General features: G+C 50.3%; 22 protein-coding genes. 7 read left to right on the top strand and 15 right to left on the bottom strand.

Annotated elements, in window-relative coordinates:
* Nucleotides 1-194 precede the first annotated feature (194 nt).
* The 4 genes from L9P87_RS14005 (at nt 195) to L9P87_RS13990 (ending at nt 5,157) form a co-directional block, all read left to right on the top strand.
* Entirely contained in the window at nt 195-1,661 is a 1,467-nt protein-coding gene (locus tag L9P87_RS14005) for a lipopolysaccharide kinase InaA family protein (RefSeq protein WP_237445369.1), read from the top strand.
* Nucleotides 1,662-1,723: 62 nt separating this feature from the next.
* On the top strand, nt 1,724-2,665 hold the full coding sequence (gene ylqF, locus L9P87_RS14000) for a ribosome biogenesis GTPase YlqF (protein WP_237445368.1): 942 nt from the start codon (nt 1,724-1,726) through the stop codon (nt 2,663-2,665).
* A gap of 255 nt (nt 2,666-2,920) precedes the next feature.
* Nucleotides 2,921-4,024: a DUF1214 domain-containing protein gene (locus L9P87_RS13995; protein WP_237445367.1), complete on the top strand. Its 1,104-nt coding sequence runs from the start codon at nt 2,921-2,923 to the stop codon at nt 4,022-4,024.
* Nucleotides 4,024-5,157, top strand: a complete 1,134-nt coding sequence (locus L9P87_RS13990; RefSeq protein WP_237445366.1) for a sulfotransferase family protein — start codon at nt 4,024-4,026, stop codon at nt 5,155-5,157. Before L9P87_RS13995 ends, L9P87_RS13990 begins: the two co-directional genes overlap by 1 nt.
* A gap of 55 nt (nt 5,158-5,212) precedes the next feature.
* Here L9P87_RS13990 and L9P87_RS13985 read toward each other — a convergent pair whose 3' ends face one another.
* Nucleotides 5,213-5,875: a cupin domain-containing protein gene (locus L9P87_RS13985; protein WP_237445365.1), complete on the bottom strand. Its 663-nt coding sequence runs from the start codon at nt 5,873-5,875 to the stop codon at nt 5,213-5,215.
* A gap of 234 nt (nt 5,876-6,109) precedes the next feature.
* Between L9P87_RS13985 and L9P87_RS13980 the strand changes: the two genes are divergently transcribed.
* Nucleotides 6,110-7,390 carry an NAD(P)/FAD-dependent oxidoreductase gene (locus L9P87_RS13980; RefSeq protein ID WP_237445364.1) on the top strand — a complete coding sequence of 427 codons (1,281 nt, stop codon included), beginning with the start codon at nt 6,110-6,112 and terminating at the stop codon, nt 7,388-7,390.
* Nucleotides 7,391-7,536: 146 nt separating this feature from the next.
* Here the strand turns inward: L9P87_RS13980 and L9P87_RS13975 are convergent, their stop codons facing one another.
* The 4 genes from L9P87_RS13975 to L9P87_RS13960 form a co-directional block, all read right to left on the bottom strand.
* Nucleotides 7,537-8,151, bottom strand: a complete 615-nt coding sequence (locus tag L9P87_RS13975) for a YigZ family protein (RefSeq protein WP_237445363.1) — start codon at nt 8,149-8,151, stop codon at nt 7,537-7,539.
* Nucleotides 8,144-9,025 (bottom strand): DMT family transporter, encoded by an 882-nt coding sequence (locus L9P87_RS13970; RefSeq protein ID WP_237445362.1) that lies wholly within the window; start codon nt 9,023-9,025, stop codon nt 8,144-8,146. The genes L9P87_RS13975 and L9P87_RS13970 overlap by 8 nt, the downstream gene beginning before the upstream one ends.
* A gap of 52 nt (nt 9,026-9,077) precedes the next feature.
* Nucleotides 9,078-9,638, bottom strand: coding sequence for a nitroreductase family protein (locus L9P87_RS13965; RefSeq protein ID WP_237445361.1), 561 nt, complete (start codon nt 9,636-9,638; stop codon nt 9,078-9,080).
* A 106-nt stretch (nt 9,639-9,744) separates the two neighbouring features.
* Nucleotides 9,745-10,221: a DUF2947 domain-containing protein gene (locus L9P87_RS13960; RefSeq protein WP_237445360.1), complete on the bottom strand. Its 477-nt coding sequence runs from the start codon at nt 10,219-10,221 to the stop codon at nt 9,745-9,747.
* Between the two features lie 187 nt (nt 10,222-10,408).
* On the opposite strand from L9P87_RS13960, the gene L9P87_RS13955 reads away from it, so the two are divergent.
* Complete coding sequence (locus tag L9P87_RS13955) at nt 10,409-12,001, top strand: ABC-F family ATPase (protein WP_237445359.1); 1,593 nt, start codon at nt 10,409-10,411, stop codon at nt 11,999-12,001.
* Between the two features lie 108 nt (nt 12,002-12,109).
* Here the strand turns inward: L9P87_RS13955 and csgH are convergent, their stop codons facing one another.
* The 8 genes from csgH to L9P87_RS13915 all read right to left on the bottom strand — a co-directional run bounded on the left by csgH (nt 12,110) and on the right by L9P87_RS13915 (nt 17,968).
* Nucleotides 12,110-12,424, bottom strand: coding sequence for a curli-like amyloid fiber formation chaperone CsgH (gene csgH, locus L9P87_RS13950; protein WP_237445358.1), 315 nt, complete (start codon nt 12,422-12,424; stop codon nt 12,110-12,112).
* Between the two features lie 130 nt (nt 12,425-12,554).
* Nucleotides 12,555-14,018: a beta strand repeat-containing protein gene (locus L9P87_RS13945; protein ID WP_237445357.1), complete on the bottom strand. Its 1,464-nt coding sequence runs from the start codon at nt 14,016-14,018 to the stop codon at nt 12,555-12,557.
* A gap of 134 nt (nt 14,019-14,152) precedes the next feature.
* Complete coding sequence (locus L9P87_RS13940; protein WP_237445356.1) at nt 14,153-14,776, bottom strand: hypothetical protein; 624 nt, start codon at nt 14,774-14,776, stop codon at nt 14,153-14,155.
* 144 nt (nt 14,777-14,920) lie between these two features.
* A complete protein-coding gene (locus L9P87_RS13935; protein WP_237445355.1) occupies nt 14,921-15,805 on the bottom strand; it encodes a CsgG/HfaB family protein in 885 nt (294 codons plus the stop codon).
* A gap of 53 nt (nt 15,806-15,858) precedes the next feature.
* A complete protein-coding gene (locus tag L9P87_RS13930; RefSeq protein WP_237445354.1) occupies nt 15,859-16,245 on the bottom strand; it encodes a curli assembly protein CsgF in 387 nt (128 codons plus the stop codon).
* A gap of 15 nt (nt 16,246-16,260) precedes the next feature.
* Entirely contained in the window at nt 16,261-16,704 is a 444-nt protein-coding gene (locus L9P87_RS13925) for a curli production assembly/transport protein CsgE (RefSeq protein WP_237445353.1), read from the bottom strand.
* Entirely contained in the window at nt 16,691-17,371 is a 681-nt protein-coding gene (locus tag L9P87_RS13920; RefSeq protein WP_237445352.1) for a LuxR C-terminal-related transcriptional regulator, read from the bottom strand. The genes L9P87_RS13925 and L9P87_RS13920 overlap by 14 nt, the downstream gene beginning before the upstream one ends.
* Before the next feature lie 201 nt (nt 17,372-17,572).
* Nucleotides 17,573-17,968 carry a VanZ family protein gene (locus L9P87_RS13915; RefSeq protein ID WP_237445351.1) on the bottom strand — a complete coding sequence of 132 codons (396 nt, stop codon included), beginning with the start codon at nt 17,966-17,968 and terminating at the stop codon, nt 17,573-17,575.
* Nucleotides 17,969-18,260: 292 nt separating this feature from the next.
* Between L9P87_RS13915 and L9P87_RS13910 the strand changes: the two genes are divergently transcribed.
* Entirely contained in the window at nt 18,261-18,470 is a 210-nt protein-coding gene (locus tag L9P87_RS13910; protein WP_237445350.1) for a cold-shock protein, read from the top strand.
* A 69-nt stretch (nt 18,471-18,539) separates the two neighbouring features.
* Here L9P87_RS13910 and L9P87_RS13905 read toward each other — a convergent pair whose 3' ends face one another.
* Together L9P87_RS13905 and L9P87_RS13900 are read right to left on the bottom strand one after the other, a co-directional pair.
* Nucleotides 18,540-19,361 carry an SMP-30/gluconolactonase/LRE family protein gene (locus L9P87_RS13905; protein ID WP_237445349.1) on the bottom strand — a complete coding sequence of 274 codons (822 nt, stop codon included), beginning with the start codon at nt 19,359-19,361 and terminating at the stop codon, nt 18,540-18,542.
* Between the two features lie 24 nt (nt 19,362-19,385).
* A complete protein-coding gene (locus L9P87_RS13900) occupies nt 19,386-20,186 on the bottom strand; it encodes an FkbM family methyltransferase (protein ID WP_237445348.1) in 801 nt (266 codons plus the stop codon).
* Between the last annotated feature and the right edge of the window lie 10 nt (nt 20,187-20,196).

Here is a 20,196-nt window from a genome sequence, read left to right as displayed (position 1 = left end):
ACGATTTCACTTGCTGGTGCGAGGGCATTTGCGCAATTAGGTCAGGTTTTCGGCCAGCGTCAATATAATTCAACAACATTCATTATTTACTCAACAAATTTTATGATTTTCTTAACAAATGAGTCCGTACTTTGGTGTTACTCAACCCAGCCTCAGGCTACAATTGAGCTTTATCACTGTAAAAATCAAAACCTATGCCTGCCACCACATCTCTGCCCTGCTACACCGCCTGTGATCTTACTGAGGCTGGTCGTCAACTAACGGCCCCTTTTACCCTCGATATTGCACCGGCTTTGAACGCTTGGCAGTGCCAACAAATTCTGCGGCTACTGCCACAAAAACGGCTGGTGTTGAAATTACAAAACGGGGATGAGCAGGCTATTTTGAAATTGTTTTTTCGCGCCAAAGATTATCAGCGCGAAATTGACGGCTGGCAGCTGCTGCAGCAGGCTGAGCTGCCCACTGCCGATATTATTGCCCACCATGCTCAGGATGACCTACAGTATATTTTATTTCAGTGTATTGACGGTCAATCTTTGGCCCACCACTGGCAGCAACAGGGTGGCAAACAGCAACAGATCGATTTATTACTTCGGGCACTGCCTACCCTGGCGCAGATGCACCGAGCTGGCCTGATACAGGCTGATATTCATCTGGACAATTTCTTACTCCATCAGAATCAGCTTATTTTAATTGACTACGCCAGCATCAAGCAGGGTGACAAGCCGTTAAAACCAGCACTGGCCCAACACAATCTTGCCTTTTTACTGGCTCAACTGCCGAGTTATTACGCCCGCTTTTACCCTCAAATCGTGAATCAATACATACTGAACGCCAGCGATCAAGATTACGCCAAGGCTATCAACATCCCCGACCTAACCGCACAAGTGAGCTCGCTGAGAGAAAAACGTTGGCTGCATTTTGAAAAGAAAATAGCCCGTGATTGCAGTGAGTTTATCGCCCTTCAGTCTTTCAGTGAGCGCACCGTGATCAGACGGGACTGCCACTCACCGGCGATGATGGCCTTACTCGACAACCCCGACTTAGCCATTGCCGATGGTCATTATCTCAAACAGGGCAACAGCGCCACCGTTAGCTTGATCAGCATCGACAACCAAGCCTATGTCATCAAACGCTATAACATTAAGGGCTTTGTTCATGGCATTAAGCGTGCACTGCGGGTGACCCGAGCCTGGTCCTCTTGGCGCAGCGGCTATAAATTGATCTTTGAAGGCTTAACAACGCCACTGCCAGTCGCCATAAAAGAACAACGCATCGGTGTTATTCGCCGGCAAGCCTATCTAATTTGTCGCGCCGTCGACGGCAAGGATTTGTGGCAGGTCTACAATGATGGCGAAGCATGTCCAGTCGATAAAACAGTACTCGACCAGCAAGTTATCGCGTTATTCGAGGCCATGCTCAGCAGCCGAGTTAGTCACGGCGACTTCAAGGGCACCAATTTAATCGTCACTGCCGAAGGCCTTAATGTGATCGACCTCGATGCCATGACGCTGCACAATGATGACAAAAGTTTGAAAAAAGCCCTGAAAAAAGATCTCGCCCGCTTTATTCGTAATTTCGAGCCCGTGCAACAACAGCACTTCGAGCTGCTCCTCTCTGACTTTTCTGGCAAACTCGACGAGTCATCTATCGCGGGCTAAACAGTGGCCGCGCCGCTGTTTAGCCGCTAAAATACCCCCACTATTTCACTGTTGAGAAAATTATGGCTATTCACTGGTTTCCCGGCCACATGCACAAGGCACAAAAGCAGATCCGCGAGATCATGCCGATGGTCGATATTATTATCGAGGTACTCGATGCCCGCCTACCCTACAGCAGCGAAAACCCGTTGATCGCCGAGATCCGCGGCGACAAACCGGTGATTAAAGTCTTAAATAAGGCTGATTTAGCCGACCCCGAGGTGACCGAGAAATGGCGTCACTACCTCGAGCAACAACAGGGCATACGCACCCTGGCAATAACCACCAAGGACATCGCCGCCTGCAAAGAGATCCCCAAGATTGTCCGTGAGATGATTCCCAATAAGGGGCATACCGCCACCAAGCCCATCAACACCATGATTGCCGGCATCCCCAATGTCGGTAAATCGACGTTGATCAATATTCTTGCCGAGCGCACCATTGCCAAAACAGGCAACGAACCTGCGGTTACCAAGGCCCAGCAACGTATTAATTTACGTGACGGCGTGGTGCTGTATGACACCCCCGGCATACTGTGGCCAAAAATTGAAAACCCCAACAGCGGCTACCGCCTAGCGATGACCGGCGCCATCAAAGACACCGCCATCGAATATGAAGACGTGGCCCTCTACGCCTGTGAATATTTATTAAAAAACTACCCCGAGGAAATGGTCGAGCGGTACAAACTCGACGATACCCCGCGCAGCGACATTGAACTGTTAGAGGCGATAGGTGCCAAACGCGGCGCCAAACAAGCCGGTGGCCGAATTAATCTGCACAAGGCATCAGAGGTTGTACTGCACGAACTGCGCAGCGCCACACTGGGTAGAATCACGGTAGAGAGGCCAGAGCAGATCGCCGGTGAAATTGTCGCCGTCGAGGCCGAAATACAACGCAAGGCCGATGTTAAGGCCGCCCGCTTAGAAAAAGCCAACCGCGGTAAACGCAGCCCCAAGAAGACATAACACTTAACAGACCAAAGCAGAATAATTTCTGCCGCTGACTGCCACAGCCCGAGGCCTAGGTCAGCGCGTCAACCAACGTGTTTTCCTCAATCAAGCTATCAACTCTAATACTTCTAATTGGGACTGAGTTATCGATGGCCGCAAGGCTATTGGTAACCCTGCCCCCTGTCACCACCTCACCCAATCGAACTATTGTGTGGTGCCCAGCTGCGTGTAATAGTTTACTCAATAATTATAATGATGAGAGTAATCAACATGTCTGACAAAGCATCCAGCGAACAACGTATTTTATCCGGTCAAAGCTGGGATGATTTTTGTGATGCACTCAAAAAAGCAGGTCGCGACGTCGTTATGGCCGATACTGCCCCCGATGATTTACTGGCTCGTGCAGAAGGCTGGCGCTATATGGCGCGCCTGACACGGGCTGGTCTTGCCTCCTTTTTAGAAGCCACCGGCCCCACTACGCCAGAGTTTAGACAACCGGTAGGACACACCATTAAAATGGGCATGGACAATCCCGACAACGTCTATTTGTCCACCTCTATCAGTGGTGAATACAGCTATAAAATTACCGGCAAACGTGGCACCGTTCACTTCTGTGGCTTTGGTTCGCAGGCCGGCGGTTACGGTAAAACCGGCACCTTAGAGACCACCGGATCCCTCGATATTTCCAATATTGAACTCGATGAAGATGGCGGTTTCGAGGTGATTGCATCGGCCACACCGCACAAAGGCAACTGGCTGCCAATGACGGCCGACACCAATATGATTCAGTTGCGCCAATCCCATGCCGACCGAACAACTGAAATACCGGCCACCGTCACCATCGAGCGTATCGACGGCCCGGCTGAACCTCGCCCCTTCGACCCTCTCCGCGTTGACAACGCACTGCAAAGCGCCGCCTTTTTTGCCCACGGCACCTCGGCACTCTTTGCCAGTTGGTCTGAAAAATTCAAATCGCATACTAACGAATTGCCTCGCTTCGATCCCGCTGTCGCCCTGGCCGCCGGTGGCGACCCCAAAATAGCCTATTATCACAGCTATTTTGATATAGCCGACGACGAGGCCTTGGTGATCACGCTGACGCCACCCGAGTGTGATTACTGGAATATTCAACTGGCCAACTACTGGCTAGAGAGCCTCGACTACCGCTTTTACCCCGTCCACTTTAATCATCATACCGCCAGCTATAACGATGATGGTACGGTTACCGTGGTCATCTCACCAACAGACCCTGGCTGCAAAAACTGGCTCAATACCTGTGGCCATAATCAGGGCACCATGTGTGTACGCTGGGTCGGTGCCGAACAGCACCCGACACCAAAGGCTCAACTCGTTAAGCTTGCGGAGTTAACATAATGTCAGTGGATTTATCCGTCAACAGCGTGTTAGAAGAAGCCAAAGACAAGACCGGGTTGAATGATTTTGGCGACCAAGGTTTCTTAACAGGCCTCACCGTTTTAATGCAGACCTACGACCAAAACGGCCTCAGCGATGCAGGAAGGTTAGCCAGCCGCGGTAGAATCGTTAACCTGTTAGCCGAGCGCTTGCGCATCGAAGACAGTTTTAAAAAACAGCCTGAGATCCGGGATTTAAAGATTTCAAAACCGATGTTTCTAACTGGGATGCCCCGCACCGGCACCTCGGCTCTGCTCAATATTTTAGCCAGCGACCCCGCTGCCAGACCGCTTAAGCTCTGGGAGGGTTACAACCCGTCGCCCTACCCTAACTTGGCTGAGGGCGAAACCGATCCGCGTTACTCCATTGTCAAAGCGGCTTTTGAAAAAGCCAGCGACCTCAGTAAAATACACCACACCTCGGCGGATACCCCCGAGGAGTGTATTCATTTATTCAATCATACTTTTGAAGATGTGCAATTCGGCATCGAGGCCTTTTTAGAGCCCTATGCCAGTTTTTTCAAAACCGTCGATCGGACCAAACAATACCAATACCACGGCGAGTTATTGCGCATGCTGCAGTCACGACAGCAGACTGATCGTTGGTTATTAAAATCACCGTATCATCTGTGGTCACTGGATTTGATGGTCAAGCAACACCCCGATTGCTCGATTATTATTACCCATCGCGACCCCCGTGAAGTGGTTGGCTCCTATTGCAGTATGATGGCCTATTTAATGCCCGACAGTGAAAATGCCGATCTTAACGCCCTGGGTAAAGGGGTGTTGGATTATCTGGTCGATCAGGTCAACGGCAGCATCGAGCAACGCAAAAACATCAGTGACAAGCGTATTCTCGATATTCAATACCGTGATTTTGTTAACGATAACCAATCGGTCATCGACAGTATTTATCATCACTTCGAGCTGCCTTACGGCAAGGATGTACAGCAGCCGATCAAGCAGTACATCGCCGACCACCCCCAGGGCAAGCACGGCAGCCACGATTATCATCTGGCCCAGTTTGGCCTCGATGAAGCCACCGTGCTCGATCGCTTTGAGCGCTATACCAAGGCCTATAATATCGCCCTGTAAACACCAAAAATCACCGCACAGTATGGCCTCGGTCACCGGGCCCACTTCCCCACCGCTACGGTGCCGGCATTAAATGACCGACTTTCACCAATATGACTGTTTCTTCGACGACAAAGGGGTGGTGACTGCTCTGGTGCGGGCTCCGTATCCAGCTGCCGACAGGATATTGTCCGTATTGGTCCTCAAACTGCCCCGATAGCACCAGAATCTCCTCACCACCAAAGTGTTGATGGGGCTGAAATACCTCGTTGGCCGGCCACTTCACCAGGGCGGTATGCTGACCTTCAAAATCATGCAGCGGCATCACCTGCAGGCCGCCGATCCCCGGCCGCCAAGCGGCCTCAAGAGTATTGACCCGAACCTCTTCGCCGTCACGGCGGTCAAATTGATTGAGTTTTACAAATAATACGCAGCCTTCTTTGCTGAAAGGGCTGTGACTGCTACCCGGTGGATTGCGAATGTAGCTGCCGGCGGGATAGTCGCCGTGCTCATCAGAAAACACGCCCTCTAAGACGAAAATCTCCTCGCCCAGGGGATGCTGGTGGGCGCTAAAATTAGCCCCGGTCTGATAACGAACAATACTGGTGGCGTGGCCGCTCTCACGGTTTTCTCGCGCCAGTGGCTTGCGTTCAACACCGGCCATCGGGCTTTCAAGCCAGGGTTGCTCGGCACTGTTAATCACCACCTTGGATGTGAAATCCATATTAAAATTTTCCACTGTACTCTCCATTATTTTCTCTGTTTACCCACCACAATCGATGAGCTGCCAACACGGGGGCTATAGCGTCTACCCGCAGTGCCTACAGCTTTATCCAGAAACCTACATCGGTGGCCAATATATTCAGGCAAGCTGGAGTGTAACAAATATCAAAGAAGCTACCACCGCAGGGTTATTGTCCCGCAGCCGCTATCGGCTTAAATTAATCCCTAGACTCACTGGGGATTACTTCTTATGTCAACAATTCAACACACCGGTTCTTACTACGCTGACTCGGCCAATAATAAAACGCCTTATCCTCAACTGGATGGCAGTATTGATGCCGACGTCTGCGTCATCGGTGGTGGCTACAGTGGACTTTCCTCTGCCCTGCATTTACAGGAGCAAGGGTTTAATGTGGTGTTACTGGAGGCCGGTCGAATTGGCTGGGGGGCCAGTGGTCGCAACGGCGGTCAGCTGATCAACAGCTACAGCCGTGATATCGACCATATCCGTAGCCGCTTCGGCAGCGAGGCCGGGGATATGCTGGGCAGTATGGCCTTCGAAGGCAATGCCATTATTCGCCAACGTATCAAGCAATATACTATAGATTGTGACCTCAAAGACGGCAGCTTCTTTGCCGCCAATACCACCAAACAACTACAGGGCTTTGAGCAGACTAAAGCGCTGTGGGAAGGCATCGGCCATCAGCAACTGTCGATGGTCAGCGCCGAAGAAGTTGGTAATATTGTCAACACCGACCGATACTGCGGCGGTCTACTCGATATGAGCGGTGGCCATATCCACCCCCTCAACCTTGCCCTCGGTGAAGCTGAAGCCTTCGTCGCCCTTGGCGGTCAAATCTTCGAGCAGAGTGAGGTCATCGACGTGGTGCGCTCACCACTGCAAATTAAAACTGCCCATGGCGAGGTAAACAGTAAATATGCCGTGGTCGCCGGCAACGCTTATCTCGGCGGTTTGATCCCCGAACTCGCCAGCAAAACCATGCCCTGTGGCACCCAAATCGTCGCCACCGAACCGCTCACGGATGAACAGGCCAAGGCCTTAATCCCCAGCGATTATTGTGTCGAAGATGGCGATTACCTACTCGATTACTTTCGTCTCAGCGCCGATAACCGGTTAATTTACGGCGGCGGGGTTAACTATGGCGGTGGCGACCCGTCTGATATTCAGCGCAAGATTTTGCCTAAGTTGAAGAAAACCTTCCCGCAACTCGGTGATATTAAAATTGATTACAGCTGGGGCGGCGACTTCCTATTAACCCTGTCACGTCTGCCCCAGTTAGGCCGGCTGAATAACAACATTTATTACTGCCAGGGCTACAGCGGCCACGGCGTCACCACCACCCACCTCGCCGGCAAACTGATTGCCGAGGCGCTGAGCGGCGATGCCAAGCGCTTCGATGCCTTTGCCAATCTGCCCCACTATCCGTTCCCCGGCGGCCGTCTATTACGCACACCGCTGACGGCAGCAGCGGCCACCTATTACAGCCTGCGGGATCGATTGGGGATATAAGTACCCGCGACAACAGGATCTCACTGCGCGTTGAGTCAAAGACTACAGCGCAGTGACTTCACTGATCGCGAATATCTTTTACTGAGCAGGCAGTGGAATCACGGAGCGAGTGCGAAGTTCCACGGGGTGAAATACCAAAACGTTGTTTAATCTGCTGACGTCAACAACGTCACCGCCACCCTGGCAGCCACAAAGTCTATCAGCGCGTGCTCCATCGACAGCGGCAACGCGATGGTCATCTGCAGCTCGCCACCGTAATCGACATCCACCAGCTGCCCTTCTGCCCCCTCCAGCCAACGCCGAATCTCGGCCTCACCGGCGTAGTCGCAGAGCAAACGGTGCTCAATCATCGGCACCAGAGTCTTGGTCTGCAGGGTTTCCACCGCCTGTTGGGTCGAGGTCGAATACGCCCTGACCAGACCGCCAGCACCCAGTTTGATGCCGCCAAAATAGCGGATTACCACCACGATAATATCGCCGATACCGCGATGATTAAGCACGTTAAGAATCGGCTTGCCCGCCGTGCCCGAGGGCTCGCCGTCGTCGCTAAACGCCTGTGAGGTCGGCTGCTTCGGGTCACCCAATAAATAGGCCCAGCAGTGGTGGCGGGCGTCGGGGTAATCGATTCTGGCCTGTTCAAGCACCGCCATCGCCTGCTGGCGATTACCGGCATAGGCTACGCGTGCAATGAATTTACTTTTCTTAATTTCATAGCAAAGCTCAACAGCCTCTGCAGGAATAGCATAAGGTTGCTTATTCATTGCCGGCACGTTTCATTTTTTTACTCTCCGCTCGCATACTGTAAAAGTTGCCACTGAGCATGATTAAGCCGCCGACTAACAAGTAGATATCGATCGACTCCTGATAAAAAATATAGCCGATGATGGCAATCAGCGGCAGACGCAGAAAATCCATCGGCACCACCACGGTGACATCGGCATAGACCAGCGCCTTGGTCATCGAAAAATGCGCCAACAAAGCCGTGCAGGCAACGACTAATAGCCAGAACCCATCCAGGCTTTCAACCGACTGCCACTGCATCATTGCCGGTATCGATGACAGCGTGCCCTGCACTAATACCATGAAAAACAAGATGGCCAGGGCGCTATTATCGGCGGTTAATTTACGGGTAATGGTATGGGTGAGGCCAAAGAAGACGGCACTGATTAATACCGCAAACGCGGCAGGGCTGATAATCTCGATGCCCGGGCGCAGTATCACCAACATACCGATAAAACCCAAGCCGACGGCGACCAGTCGCGGCGGCGTCATTTTTTCGCCGAGCAACAGCACCGCCAAAATAGCCGTCCAGATCGGCACGGTAAACTCGATGGCAAACACCTCGGCCAGAGGAATCATAGAAAGACCAAAAAACCAGCCATATTGAGCGGCGAAGTGGCTGCTATTGCGCAGAATATGCCAGCCTAATTGGCCTCGATGTAACTGTGGCCAGGCACGAGCATAGGTCAAAATAGACGCAATAATCAGCAGCCCGATGAGGCTACGAACAAACAGAATTTGGCTGATGGGAAGATTGGCGGTCAGCTCTCGGCCGGCAACAGCCATTAACATAAACTGGCTCAACGCCAGCAACATCCAAAGAGCGGCCTTAACGACTAACGATTTCTCTTGCACTGACTCACCTAACCGCAAAACAACAGGAAGCGGCTAGGCTACCTCAAAGCTCTCAGCCCTGCCAGTGGCTGACGAAATCCTCGGTATTGAGGTCGGGTAATTTTTTCGCTTCACCCATGCGGGTACCGAGATAGATAAAGCCAACAATACTCTCATGGCTGGCAAGGCCCAGCGCTTGGTTGACGGTGTCATTGGTAGCCATTGGGCCGGTACGCCAGACGCCGGCATAGCCGAAGGACTCCGCCGCCAACATCAGGCCGTGGACACCACAGCCGGCACTGATGACCTGCTCTTGCAGCGGCACACCGTCTTTCTCTGTGGGGTTAACAATGGCCACAATCACCATTGGCGCACGCAACGGCTGACCGCGCAACCGCTCGAGCTTCTCCGTCGGGGCATTGGGGTCACGGGCGAGCTCGGCCTGGGCGTAGATCTCGCCCAGCTTGGCTCTGTCGTCACCGCCGATGACGAGATAACGCCAGGGGCGCAATCGACCGTGATCCGGCGCCCGCAGTGCCGCTTGAAACATCTGCTGACAGTGTTCAGGGCTGGGGCCAGGCTCCTGTAATCGAGGGGCTGAGTTGCGCTGGAGTAAGGCATTTAAGACCGACATAACACTACCTGAATAAAATAAATCAATAAGTCATGGGCATATTATTGAGAGTGATTATCAAAATCAAGCCGTCACGCACCAACCAACACACTGACAGCATCACCGCCTAGGCTTTTCGCTCGCCTACTTGTACATTGCCATTCTGAAAAAACTGAGCCACCTGCAAACGCTTGCGGCCGATCAGCAGCGGGCCGTCGTCGAAAAACAAAAAATTCTTCCAACAGCGTTGAAACACCGCCCAGGTGGTCTCAATCACATTATCAGAGTCATAACAAAAATAGACCACGGTATTGTCATCCCAGTCGATGTTTTCCAGCACTGCCTCGGGCAACGTCGACTCCTCGCTATCCCAAGCCTCCTGCCATCGATCATTGACCTTCCAGGTCTTTTTTGCCGCTGCCCAGTCACCGTTGGTAAAATGATCCGGTTCAGTACTCAGTTCACTGATATTGAGCCCCCACACTTCGCTGCTACGCTGCGGTGTCATCGGCTTAATAGCGGCCAAGTCCTCGGCACTGACCGGCAGATCTCGATGGCGAAAAACCCAGGCTTTCTTGTATTCATCAAACGGTATGTAGTTCATCTGGCGGCTCACAGTAAAATATCGGCCAATTGTAACAGATCATCAGCGCCGCGTAATGAGGCTATAACCATCACTGCGGCAGGCTGAAGGGCAACTTTATTTTTGCTTAAACCGGCAAAAAAACGTATAGTGCGCCCCTATTTTTGACCCAACCATTTTTACTCATCGACAACCTAGGATGCTCGCCTTGATCTCTACAGCCAACATCACGATGCAATTCGGCACCAAGCCGCTGTTTGAAAACATCTCTGTTAAATTCGGCGAGGGCAACCGTTATGGCTTAATTGGCGCCAATGGCTGCGGTAAGTCGACGTTTATGAAGATTCTCGACGGCTCGCTTGAGCCCACCGCCGGCAACGTCAGTATCACGCCTAACGAGCGTGTCGGCAGGCTGCATCAGGATCAATTCGCCTTCGAAGAGTTCTCCGTTCTCGACACCGTGATGATGGGTAATAAAGAGCTGTGGGACATCAAGGTTGAACGCGACCGCATCTACTCACTGCCAGAGATGAGCGAAGAAGACGGCATGAAGGTGGGCGAGCTCGAATCTCAATTTGCTGAGATGGACGGTTATACCGCCGAGAGTCGCGCCGGTGAACTGCTCATCGGTGCCGGTATCGATACCGATTTACACTGGGGACCAATGAGCGAGGTTGCTCCCGGCTTGAAAGTCCGTGTCTTATTAGCCCAGGCACTGTTTTCTGATCCAGACATTCTGCTACTTGACGAACCCACCAACAACTTAGATATCAATACTATCCGCTGGTTGGAAGGTGTCTTAGACAGCTACAAGTGCACCATGATTATCATCTCGCACGATCGCCATTTCTTGAACGCTATCTGTACCCACATGGCCGATATCGATTACGGCACCATCAAGCTGTACCCGGGTAACTATGACGACTTCATGTTTGCCTCGACCCAGGCCCGTGAGCGCATGCAGAACGAGAACAACAAGAAGAAGGCCGAGATGGCCGAGCTGAAGCAATTTGTTAGCCGCTTCAGCGCCAATGCCTCCAAGGCCAAGCAGGCGACCTCACGGGCCAAGCGCTTAGAGAAGATTGAACTCGACGACATCAAGCCATCGACACGAGTAAACCCGTACATTATCTTCAACCAAGAGAAGAAACTGCACCGTCTGGCACTGGAAGTAAAGGGCCTGGGCCACGGTTTCGATGATGGCGAGCTGCTGTTCAAAAACTCCGACCTGATGGTTGAAGCCGGCGAGCGCATCGCCATCATCGGCGCCAACGGTGTCGGTAAGACGACACTGTTAAAATGTTTGATGAACGAGTTAACACCCAGCGAGGGTGGCTACAAATGGGCCGAGAACGCCCAGGTCGGCTACTACGCGCAGGATCACGCCCGCGACTTCCCCAAGCCGGAATCGCTGTTCGATTGGATGAGCTACTGGCGCCAAGAGCACCACGACGACCAGATCGTTCGCGCCACCCTAGGCCGCCTGCTTTTTAACGCCGAAACCCAGAAAAAGGACGTTCAGGTTTGCTCCGGTGGTGAACAGGGTCGCCTGTTGTTCGGAAAGATGATGATGGAGGACAACAACGTCCTACTGATGGATGAGCCGACCAACCACATGGATATGGAATGTATCGAATCGCTAAACTTAGCGTTAGAGAACTACCCCGGCACCTTGTTGTTCGTCAGCCACGACCGCGAGTTCGTCTCGTCACTGGCCACCCGTATAATCGAGATAAAAGACAACGAGATTGTCGATTTCCACGGCAACTACGAAGATTATCTGAAGTCGCAGGGTATCTAACCCCTGTTCGGGGTCGGCAGTCGGCCGACCCCGTCACCCACCCGATTGCCTCCCGTAACACTATTACAAAGTCAAATCACTGTTAGCGCTCGTTTGTGCCAGCGACATTTATCGACACTTATCGAGACTTTTACAAATCACCTGATCGAGCTGATTATTGGCCTCATCATAGACGGTCAAGATGATATTCCATTGATCACCCTTTTCGAAGTTAGTGCTCATCGTCGATGTCGCAAGGGTTTCACCCGATTTAATGATTAACTGCCCGCTCTGCTGCATGCTGGCACGGTTGCCATTATTGCGCCGTTCCACGGCCAAGCGGTACCGCAGCTTTGCATCAGCGTTAGAAAAGACTTGACCACGAAGTGTCATCGCATGGCGGCCTTGATAGTCTATTTTAATAGACGATTTTACTTTATCCATAGCAAAAAGCGGCGCGCCTATTGCTAGGAACACCGTTAAGGAAAGAGTCTTTATCGCATTCATGAAGAATATCAAAAGTGAAAGAAAGAGAGCCTAACCCCAAACATAGGGCCAGACTCTACGTAACCCGCTATGGATTACCTTGCATGATATTTGCGGTGTTGCCACCACCCACCTGCAATTCTGCAGCAAAGTTATTGCTACCCCACTGGGTTATATTGGCGGTATTCACACCATTACCATTACCAAACTGAGCCACTAGGCCAAGAGACCCGTCACCATTCTGAGTCACAGTCGAGGCATTTAACAAGCCCGCCTGTACAACCGCAGCGGTCTGGTTGGTACCATCTTGATCAATAACAGCAGAGTTACCGCCGGCTAGAACCTGGCCTATAAAGGCATTATGGCCTGAACCTGATTGATCAATAGCGGCTATATCAGCCACGCCTAATGCCTGCAATATCGCCGCATTGTTATTCTCACCAGTCTGATCAATGGCAGCAATAGCCAAGGCCGTACCCACCTGGGTGGTATAGGCATTCATGTTCTCACCATTCTGGTTGATGAACGAGGCATCAAAGGCACTATAATGCTGCTCGACATTGGCATTCAAGTTCGCACCTGTTTGCTGTACGCCGGCATAGACGCCGTAGGAATTGCTTTGATTTACCGATGCATTTAATAAACCCGCGCCGGCTCCGGTTTGAGAGACATCAGCTAACATGAACTGACCGTTGTTTTGATTAATCGTCGCGACTTGCAACTGGCCAGGGCCAGAGGTGTTCTGATTGATATTACCCGAGCCGTTTTGGGTATTGGACTGCAAAACCCACCCAGCCTTGGCACCACGGAAGCCGCCCTGATTAATGCTGGCCGAATCGCCATCAGAGTTTAGCTGGAAAATAATACCCGCATTAGCCGTCTCACTACCACCTTGGGTCACCGAGGCACTGGAGTTTATCGCATTATTTTGCGCAATCGCTGCAGCATTGGCAACCACTGTGCCTGACTGCATAATATCGGCGCTGCTCGTCCCATTACCACCGACTTCAGCAATAGCGGCCACGTTGATTGCAGCTATACCCGTCTGCGTAATACTACTATTTGAGCCATCGGTACCCACTTGCGTAATGACTGCAGCATTGAGCGCAAGCACACCGCTTTGATTAATCGTGGCGGTGGAGTTCTGGCTGCCGCCCACGGTAAATATCCCCGCACCATTACCGATTACTGCACCTGACTGTACAATGGTACTGGTATTGTTATCACCCTCGACAACCACTAACGCATTATCAATACCGAGGGTATTCGTTTGCGTAATAGAGCCGCCATTACCGGTACCCACTTGCGTTGAATTCGCATTGAGTAAGGTTGGAAGGTCTGTACCAGTATCCTGAGTAATCTGCATACTGTTGCCATCACCCAGCTGAAATATCGTACCGGTGGCAAAGTTTAGCCCGACGTCAGAACCTGTTTGTGTCACGCCACCCGTGTTGGCATCGCCTAGTTGAGTGATAGTTGCTGTTCTGCCACCGGCGAACGATGCAGTTGAAACTAGCAGTAACGAGACTGCGATTGGAGTTAACTTAAACATAATAAATTCCTTTTGATTTCCAAGATTTTAACGACTCTTTATGTGCATTTTTATATGCATTCCCTTTAACGCCAAAGCGTTATGTTTTAGTCTTCAAACAAACAACACTCATTGCTGCCTTGACACCTCCTTGCTTAATTGTAATGACGGACGACTAACACTTTAAAATTTGTATTGGTATTCACCTCAACCTTTCTGTCAGAGGCATAGGTTTCCACAATGGTCAGGTTGCCAACACCATTTTGGTTGACAACAGTTTCATTATTATTGCCCACCTGCACTGCTAAGACGCCACTGGCGGCTCCCTGCTGATTGATTTCAAGTTCATTGTTGTACCCCAGCTGAATGCCGGCTCCATAGAGGTAATATCCCTGTTGATTGACCTCCAGCGAGTTGCCCACACCGAGCTGAAAACCCGCCGCAGCATTGGCACTGCCGGTCTGATTCACCGAGGCCGTATTGTTGATGCCGAACTGGGCGAGAAATGAGTCGTTACCGTTACCCGTCTGCTCAGTCTCGGCCAAGTTATCGCCAACCTGGCGTGTTTGCGCATTATTGCCGTCACCAACTTGCTTGATTGTGGATGCTGAAGAGGTGGCAATCGAGGGGCTGTTTTGTACGACGGGGGGAGGCGTCAACAGCGGCTCGAGTTCATCGAACCAGTCAATATCCTGCGCCAGAGCCGAGCTGGAAATAACCCCAAAGGATAGGATTAAAAAAACCGCCCGTATTAATCTTCCATGAATAATAGGTTTCATCGTATCACCGATACTAATGATTGTGTGTACATTAAGTATTGTCGAAATCGGTATTTTTTATATACGACGAAAATATTAATCTTGCACCAAAAGCGTGATTATTTTCTGCTATCAGCGCAATTTTTTGCGGGCTCACTCACCACCTTATTTTCTTTTATAAATGTGAGGCTCATGGTCGTCGACCACAGGCTGTCGATGTTCATACTGCTGCATTAGATAGGTTGCCAGCGTACTCTCCGGCCAATCATTAGGGTTTTTAAGCTGCCACTGGTTGCGCTGTACGCCCTGGGCAATGATATGGATAACCGCGGCCTCGATGGCGGCCTGCACGCACAGCTGGGCAGGCTCGTTGACCGTCACACCGATCTCCGCCTCCAGCAGTTCCTGATATTCGATAAACTTGAACACACCGGCCTGCAGCTCTGTCGAAAGAATAGTCTTAGAAGTAGAGACATTATTGAGCACCTGGCCGCTGCGTATATCGATCAATCGCAAATTGATCGTGACCTGATCAACCTGGTATTTTTGATCGCCACCGATACCGAGATAGCGAGCCCCTACACCACCGGTTTGTACATTGCTTTCATAGGCGATAATCCCCCCCTCCATCAACACATTGGCGGCGACTAATGAGGGTAAATAATCGCTATTATTAGACGGTGCATTGGGCTTACGCTGCGCGGCGCGTATGATTTTTCGCTCTGTTAATAGATTCTGTAAGCCTTCTCGCTCCAAGGTAATAAACCAATTGGAGTCATGCAATGCCTTGGCCAGCATCGCTGCCCCGCCTTGAGTGACTGCGGTGGAGAATGAACTTGAGGGATAGGAGCGGTATTGCCCTGTTTGATCTCGAAAACTATAAACTGAGGCAACAATGCGCCCCCGGGGTTCAGGCAGGGATACAAGCTCTTTGTAGGTTGCCGTCGCCGTCGCTAACTCCGCACGATCAGGCCCACTGACGTAGTAAGTCTCGACGGTATTACATGCCGATAAGACAACCACAAAAATGATTATTAATGCTGTCTTCATGTGGCCACTCCTTAGCCAAAAGATTACACGGCTTTATACAACAAAATGCATACTCATTCAGTCAGACTATCGACAATAATCTCCGACGTTTCACCGGTGAGACGGTCTCTAATATCCACTTCTAATACGCCATCACTGTCGTCTACCTCAATAAAAAAATCATCGGTTTGCAACGTCCCCCCCTCACCGTTATTCAACAAATCATTCAGTAATCGTTGTTCCAGCGAGGTGGTAAAACGTTCTAATTTAGAAGGTTCCTCATACTCTCTGGCATCGGGGTCTTTATGCTTATTTTGTGCATTGGCAGTATCGAGAAGGTAACTCGAATTAATTGGGCTGCCGCCAAAACTAGGGTTCACCGGCTGATAAATCAGTTGCCCCGAGAAAACACGCCCTGTAAACAACAGCACAAAGATTAAAATAAATAATTTTATAAACATTCCCTGTTAGCTCCTCTATTTAAATTCATCGTAATCTAAATCAAAATGATCGGAGAATTTTTCATTCAACTGTATCTTCTGAAACTCCCGAGTTATCTGCTGAGCAGCCTGCATAGCCACTTCCTCAGGCTGGCTTTTGCCGGGGTTCATAAAGGTTCTAAACAGTGTTTTGCCGTTATATTCTATCCACACCAAGCTGCCCCAGCGAGCCGACGGACGTTCAAATACTGTGAAATTATGCGGATCCTCCGGGTAATTTAGACGGCGGTAGTCTGTTAACTGTCGGTAGAATCGATGACCGGCGGTGGTAATGGTGCGGTTAATAATAATGCCGCCGAAGTCATCGATAATGGCATCATTACCTTTCAGCGCCTCTTTCTCATCGGGCTCGACAGCGGTCACCGTAGCGGCGGCCATCAACATGACCGAAAAAAACAACCACCGGTTAGTGTCGAGCATACTCATCACCGCCACAGTTATTTTGCCGAGCAAACCAATGTATCGCCTGGCCGCGGTTTTTAACGGAAATTTTCTTATATAAATTATACAGATGGGTTCGCACAGTATGACTACTGAGGTAAAGGTCTTCGGCGATATCGTTATTGCTTTTACCCTGAGCTAACAGCGCCAAGATTTGACGTTCACGGCAGGTCAGCACGCTCTCTTTCTTCGTTGCCTGAACTGTTTTAGAGCGTAATAAGTTGAGGCGCCAATCGAGATAACGACGCGAAAACCACAACTCACCGGCAAGGATTTTAGCTAATCCACGGTCGATAATATCTTGGCTGTCCGCACAATGAAAAAAACCTTTAACAATAGGGCAATTCAACAGGTAGAAAAAACTATTGTCGCTGGGAGCATTGGTCAAAGCCACCAACAGGCTGTCGTCCGTAGCCTGAAGTGTCCACAGGCAGGATTCGATGGCATCGTAATCATAATCGCCAATATTAATCACATACAGCGTGGATTCCGTGGCAAAACGAAACCGGTGGCAGTCGTCTATATTCTTCCGCTGGCTGCTAATATTATGACCAAACTCGATGTTCGACAGCACCGAATCTGCATAAATACTTGGCTTGGCAAGTAAAACTGCAGTTACAGCAGAATGACTCATAGTTAAAGTCATTATCGCTTCCCTTCCCTAAAATACAGCTATGCATCTCTTCCTAGAAATGCTCTTTTTTATACCGCTTGTGAGAAAAAATAATAGACCACTTTATTCAATAAACCACCCCCTTAAGAGGGCTGTTTAGGCTGTCATTTAGCTATTACATACAGATTTTATATTCTGTATTTGATAAGTATTGATTACAGAAGGGAAATAGAATTAGGTTTTTTCTTGTCGTAGCCCGGTCAGGCGATACTGCCAGAGCAAGGGAACAAACCGCTCTAGCATGGAAATAACAGCCCATGCCGACAAACAACCAATAGCGTTAGCAACAAGATCAAACAGTGAAAAGAAACGACCGGCAACACAGAGCTGCCCCAACTCTACTACCACAGAGAAGACAAACACCCACAACAACAGCAAGCGCCGCCGAGATAAATAGCCATAGGCCAAATACCCTGTGAGACTGACGACAAACCAAGCCGCTATATGGAGAGCTTTATCCCAGCTATCGATAAACACCTTTGCCGGCAGCGGTGTCAATGACTGTTGTATCACCAAAACAATAACGGCAATAAACAGCAGACGATAGAGAAGCAGTATGTGGCGTTGCATAGACCAGCCCTGGCTTAAAAAGAGTATTCACGGCTTTAATGTTAACACTGATATCGAGTAACAGAACAAAAAAGCGTTACAAAACATTGCTCTGTCACTAAAAATTCATTAAAAACGGTTGGACAAGAGTAATCAGCTGTATATAGTAATTACTGGAAATATAAGTTTGCATAGATAGCTCAAACAATACGAAACGCCTGTTGTCATTCGTTATGTCGGTCATTCAGTGTTACTTAGTTTTCAATTACTAGGCCGCTTGGCCACAACGAATAATGTTATAGGATTTTTGGATATGTCTAACACCGTCACCGGTACTGTAAAGTGGTTTAACGATGAGAAAGGCTTTGGCTTTATTGAGCAGCAAAGCGGCCCAGATATTTTTGTTCACTACCGTTCAATCAACGGCGATGGCCGTCGCACATTGACGGAAGGCCAAACCGTCAGTTTCATCGTAACCGAAGGCCCCAAGGGTCTTCAGGCCGACGAAGTGACGCCGCAGTAATTGCCTAGTCACGAAAAAAAGGCGGTCGAGCTGAGCTCTACAGCCTTTTTTTCGTCCGCGATTATCCCGCTATCCCACTCGGATGCGCTCTATTCTACCGCTACGATTCTGCTGGCAGGCCGCCTCATCAATATCGGCACTGGTACAAATATAGAGATAATCCTCGTCGTCATCCAGCACACAGGCAAAGCTTGCCTGACTCAAATTGATACGGTCGGTAACCTCTCCCCCCTCAACCACACGCAGCACAAAAGCATCGACCGTCGCCACCCATACACCCTGCTGGTGATCGATACAAATACCATCGGGCATGACGCCGTTTAAGTCGGCCCATACGCGACGATTGCTTAAGCTGCCATCGGGGCCGATATCAAAGGCCGTTAAACAGCAGGCCAAGGTCTCCGCCACAATCAGTGTCCGTCCCTGATTGAGAATCACACTACCGTTTGGGAACATCATCTGATCGGCAACGTGGCAGCATTCGCCATCACTGTTGACGCCAATAAGCTGCGTCGCGACCGGTTCTTCGCCAACCTGAAAGCCAAAGTTACCGATGTAACTGTAGCCTGACTGCGTGGTCACCATATCATTACAAATGCCCGCTGCCAGTGCCGACAAATCCGCCACAACCGTGGTTTTATCGCCATCGAAGCTGAGCAGCTGTTTGTGCTCCATCGATATTACTAACAATTTACCATCAGCCAGCCACGATAGGCCGGCCGGCTTGCCGTCAACCTGCAAAAACTCAGAGAGTTTGCCCTGCTGCCAGCGATAGACGGTATTGCTGTGAAAATCTGAAAAATACAGGCTGTTATTATGCCAGCGCGGGGCCTCGGGGAAGGTCAGCCCGTCGGCGATAATTTCTGTGTCTACTGAGGTTGTTTTGGTCATCGTCACTGCTGCAATAATTGTTATTTAACTGCCGAGTAATAAATTAAAAAAACCATCATCATCGGGGTAATCGTTGAGTAAGTTGATCCATGAACGCAGTTCAGCCTCGGTTATCGGCACCAACTGATGATGAATGTGGTCAATATTGTAGAGCGGTAGATTGAGCGAGACCATCCAGTCTAATAAGTCATCGGCATTGCCGCCTGAGTTACGCAGCCCCCGAGGCCAAAATTCGATAATCAGCGTAATCTTATCCAGACTGTTTCTAACCGTTTGATCCAGCCCTGTTAATACCGCTATTTCAGCACCCTGGGTATCCACCTTAAGAATATCGATAGTGGTTTCTGCCGATACATCCTGAAAAAAACTATCACCGTGGACTAATTCAATCGCCGTCTTCTGACGTCCGCCACCATCGTCATAAATCTGGTGATCGCCACGGTTTTCAGTGTTCAAATACAAAAAACCCTGACCCGGCTGAGCCGCCAATGCCGCATTGACCGGGGTAATATTCGGCTCGGTACACAGCGCCGCATTGGCCTGCAGCAGAGCGAAGTTATCCGGCTCGGGTTCGAAACTAAATACTCGCCCTTGAGGGCCAACCAACTGTGACGCAATCACCGAGTAGTAACCAATATTGGCACCGACATCGACAAAGGTATCACCCTGTTTTAAGCGCTCGACAATCAACGCCGTTTCATAGGGTTCCCATACGCCCTCGGCCATAATACGACGAGAGACTTGAGTATCGGTATGTTGCTGGTGAACATACATCGCCGCCGGTGCTGGTAGGCCGTCGATGTTGAGTGAAAAGGTCTTTGACATGCGTTTTATT

This window comes from Sinobacterium norvegicum (assembly GCF_923077115.1).
In the GTDB taxonomy this organism is placed as follows: domain Bacteria; phylum Pseudomonadota; class Gammaproteobacteria; order Pseudomonadales; family Sinobacteriaceae; genus Sinobacterium; species Sinobacterium norvegicum.
Note: the sequence above shows the minus strand (reverse complement) of the source record. Positions and strands in the feature narration are given on the sequence as shown.

Coding starts and splice junctions, on each gene's coding strand:
- L9P87_RS14005 (WP_237445369.1), top strand. CDS start 195: ATGCCTGCCACCACATCTCTGCCCTGCTACACCGCCTGTGATCTTACT.
- ylqF (WP_237445368.1), top strand. CDS start 1,724: ATGGCTATTCACTGGTTTCCCGGCCACATGCACAAGGCACAAAAGCAG.
- L9P87_RS13995 (WP_237445367.1), top strand. CDS start 2,921: ATGTCTGACAAAGCATCCAGCGAACAACGTATTTTATCCGGTCAAAGC.
- L9P87_RS13990 (WP_237445366.1), top strand. CDS start 4,024: ATGTCAGTGGATTTATCCGTCAACAGCGTGTTAGAAGAAGCCAAAGAC.
- L9P87_RS13980 (WP_237445364.1), top strand. CDS start 6,110: ATGTCAACAATTCAACACACCGGTTCTTACTACGCTGACTCGGCCAAT.
- L9P87_RS13975 (WP_237445363.1), bottom strand. CDS start 8,151: ATGAATAAGCAACCTTATGCTATTCCTGCAGAGGCTGTTGAGCTTTGC.
- L9P87_RS13965 (WP_237445361.1), bottom strand. CDS start 9,638: ATGTCGGTCTTAAATGCCTTACTCCAGCGCAACTCAGCCCCTCGATTA.
- L9P87_RS13960 (WP_237445360.1), bottom strand. CDS start 10,221: ATGAACTACATACCGTTTGATGAATACAAGAAAGCCTGGGTTTTTCGC.
- csgH (WP_237445358.1), bottom strand. CDS start 12,424: ATGGATAAAGTAAAATCGTCTATTAAAATAGACTATCAAGGCCGCCAT.
- L9P87_RS13945 (WP_237445357.1), bottom strand. CDS start 14,018: ATGTTTAAGTTAACTCCAATCGCAGTCTCGTTACTGCTAGTTTCAACT.
- L9P87_RS13940 (WP_237445356.1), bottom strand. CDS start 14,776: ATGAAACCTATTATTCATGGAAGATTAATACGGGCGGTTTTTTTAATC.
- L9P87_RS13935 (WP_237445355.1), bottom strand. CDS start 15,805: ATGAAGACAGCATTAATAATCATTTTTGTGGTTGTCTTATCGGCATGT.
- L9P87_RS13930 (WP_237445354.1), bottom strand. CDS start 16,245: ATGTTTATAAAATTATTTATTTTAATCTTTGTGCTGTTGTTTACAGGG.
- L9P87_RS13925 (WP_237445353.1), bottom strand. CDS start 16,704: ATGCTCGACACTAACCGGTGGTTGTTTTTTTCGGTCATGTTGATGGCC.
- L9P87_RS13920 (WP_237445352.1), bottom strand. CDS start 17,371: ATGACTTTAACTATGAGTCATTCTGCTGTAACTGCAGTTTTACTTGCC.
- L9P87_RS13915 (WP_237445351.1), bottom strand. CDS start 17,968: ATGCAACGCCACATACTGCTTCTCTATCGTCTGCTGTTTATTGCCGTT.
- L9P87_RS13910 (WP_237445350.1), top strand. CDS start 18,261: ATGTCTAACACCGTCACCGGTACTGTAAAGTGGTTTAACGATGAGAAA.
- L9P87_RS13905 (WP_237445349.1), bottom strand. CDS start 19,361: ATGACCAAAACAACCTCAGTAGACACAGAAATTATCGCCGACGGGCTG.
- L9P87_RS13900 (WP_237445348.1), bottom strand. CDS start 20,186: ATGTCAAAGACCTTTTCACTCAACATCGACGGCCTACCAGCACCGGCG.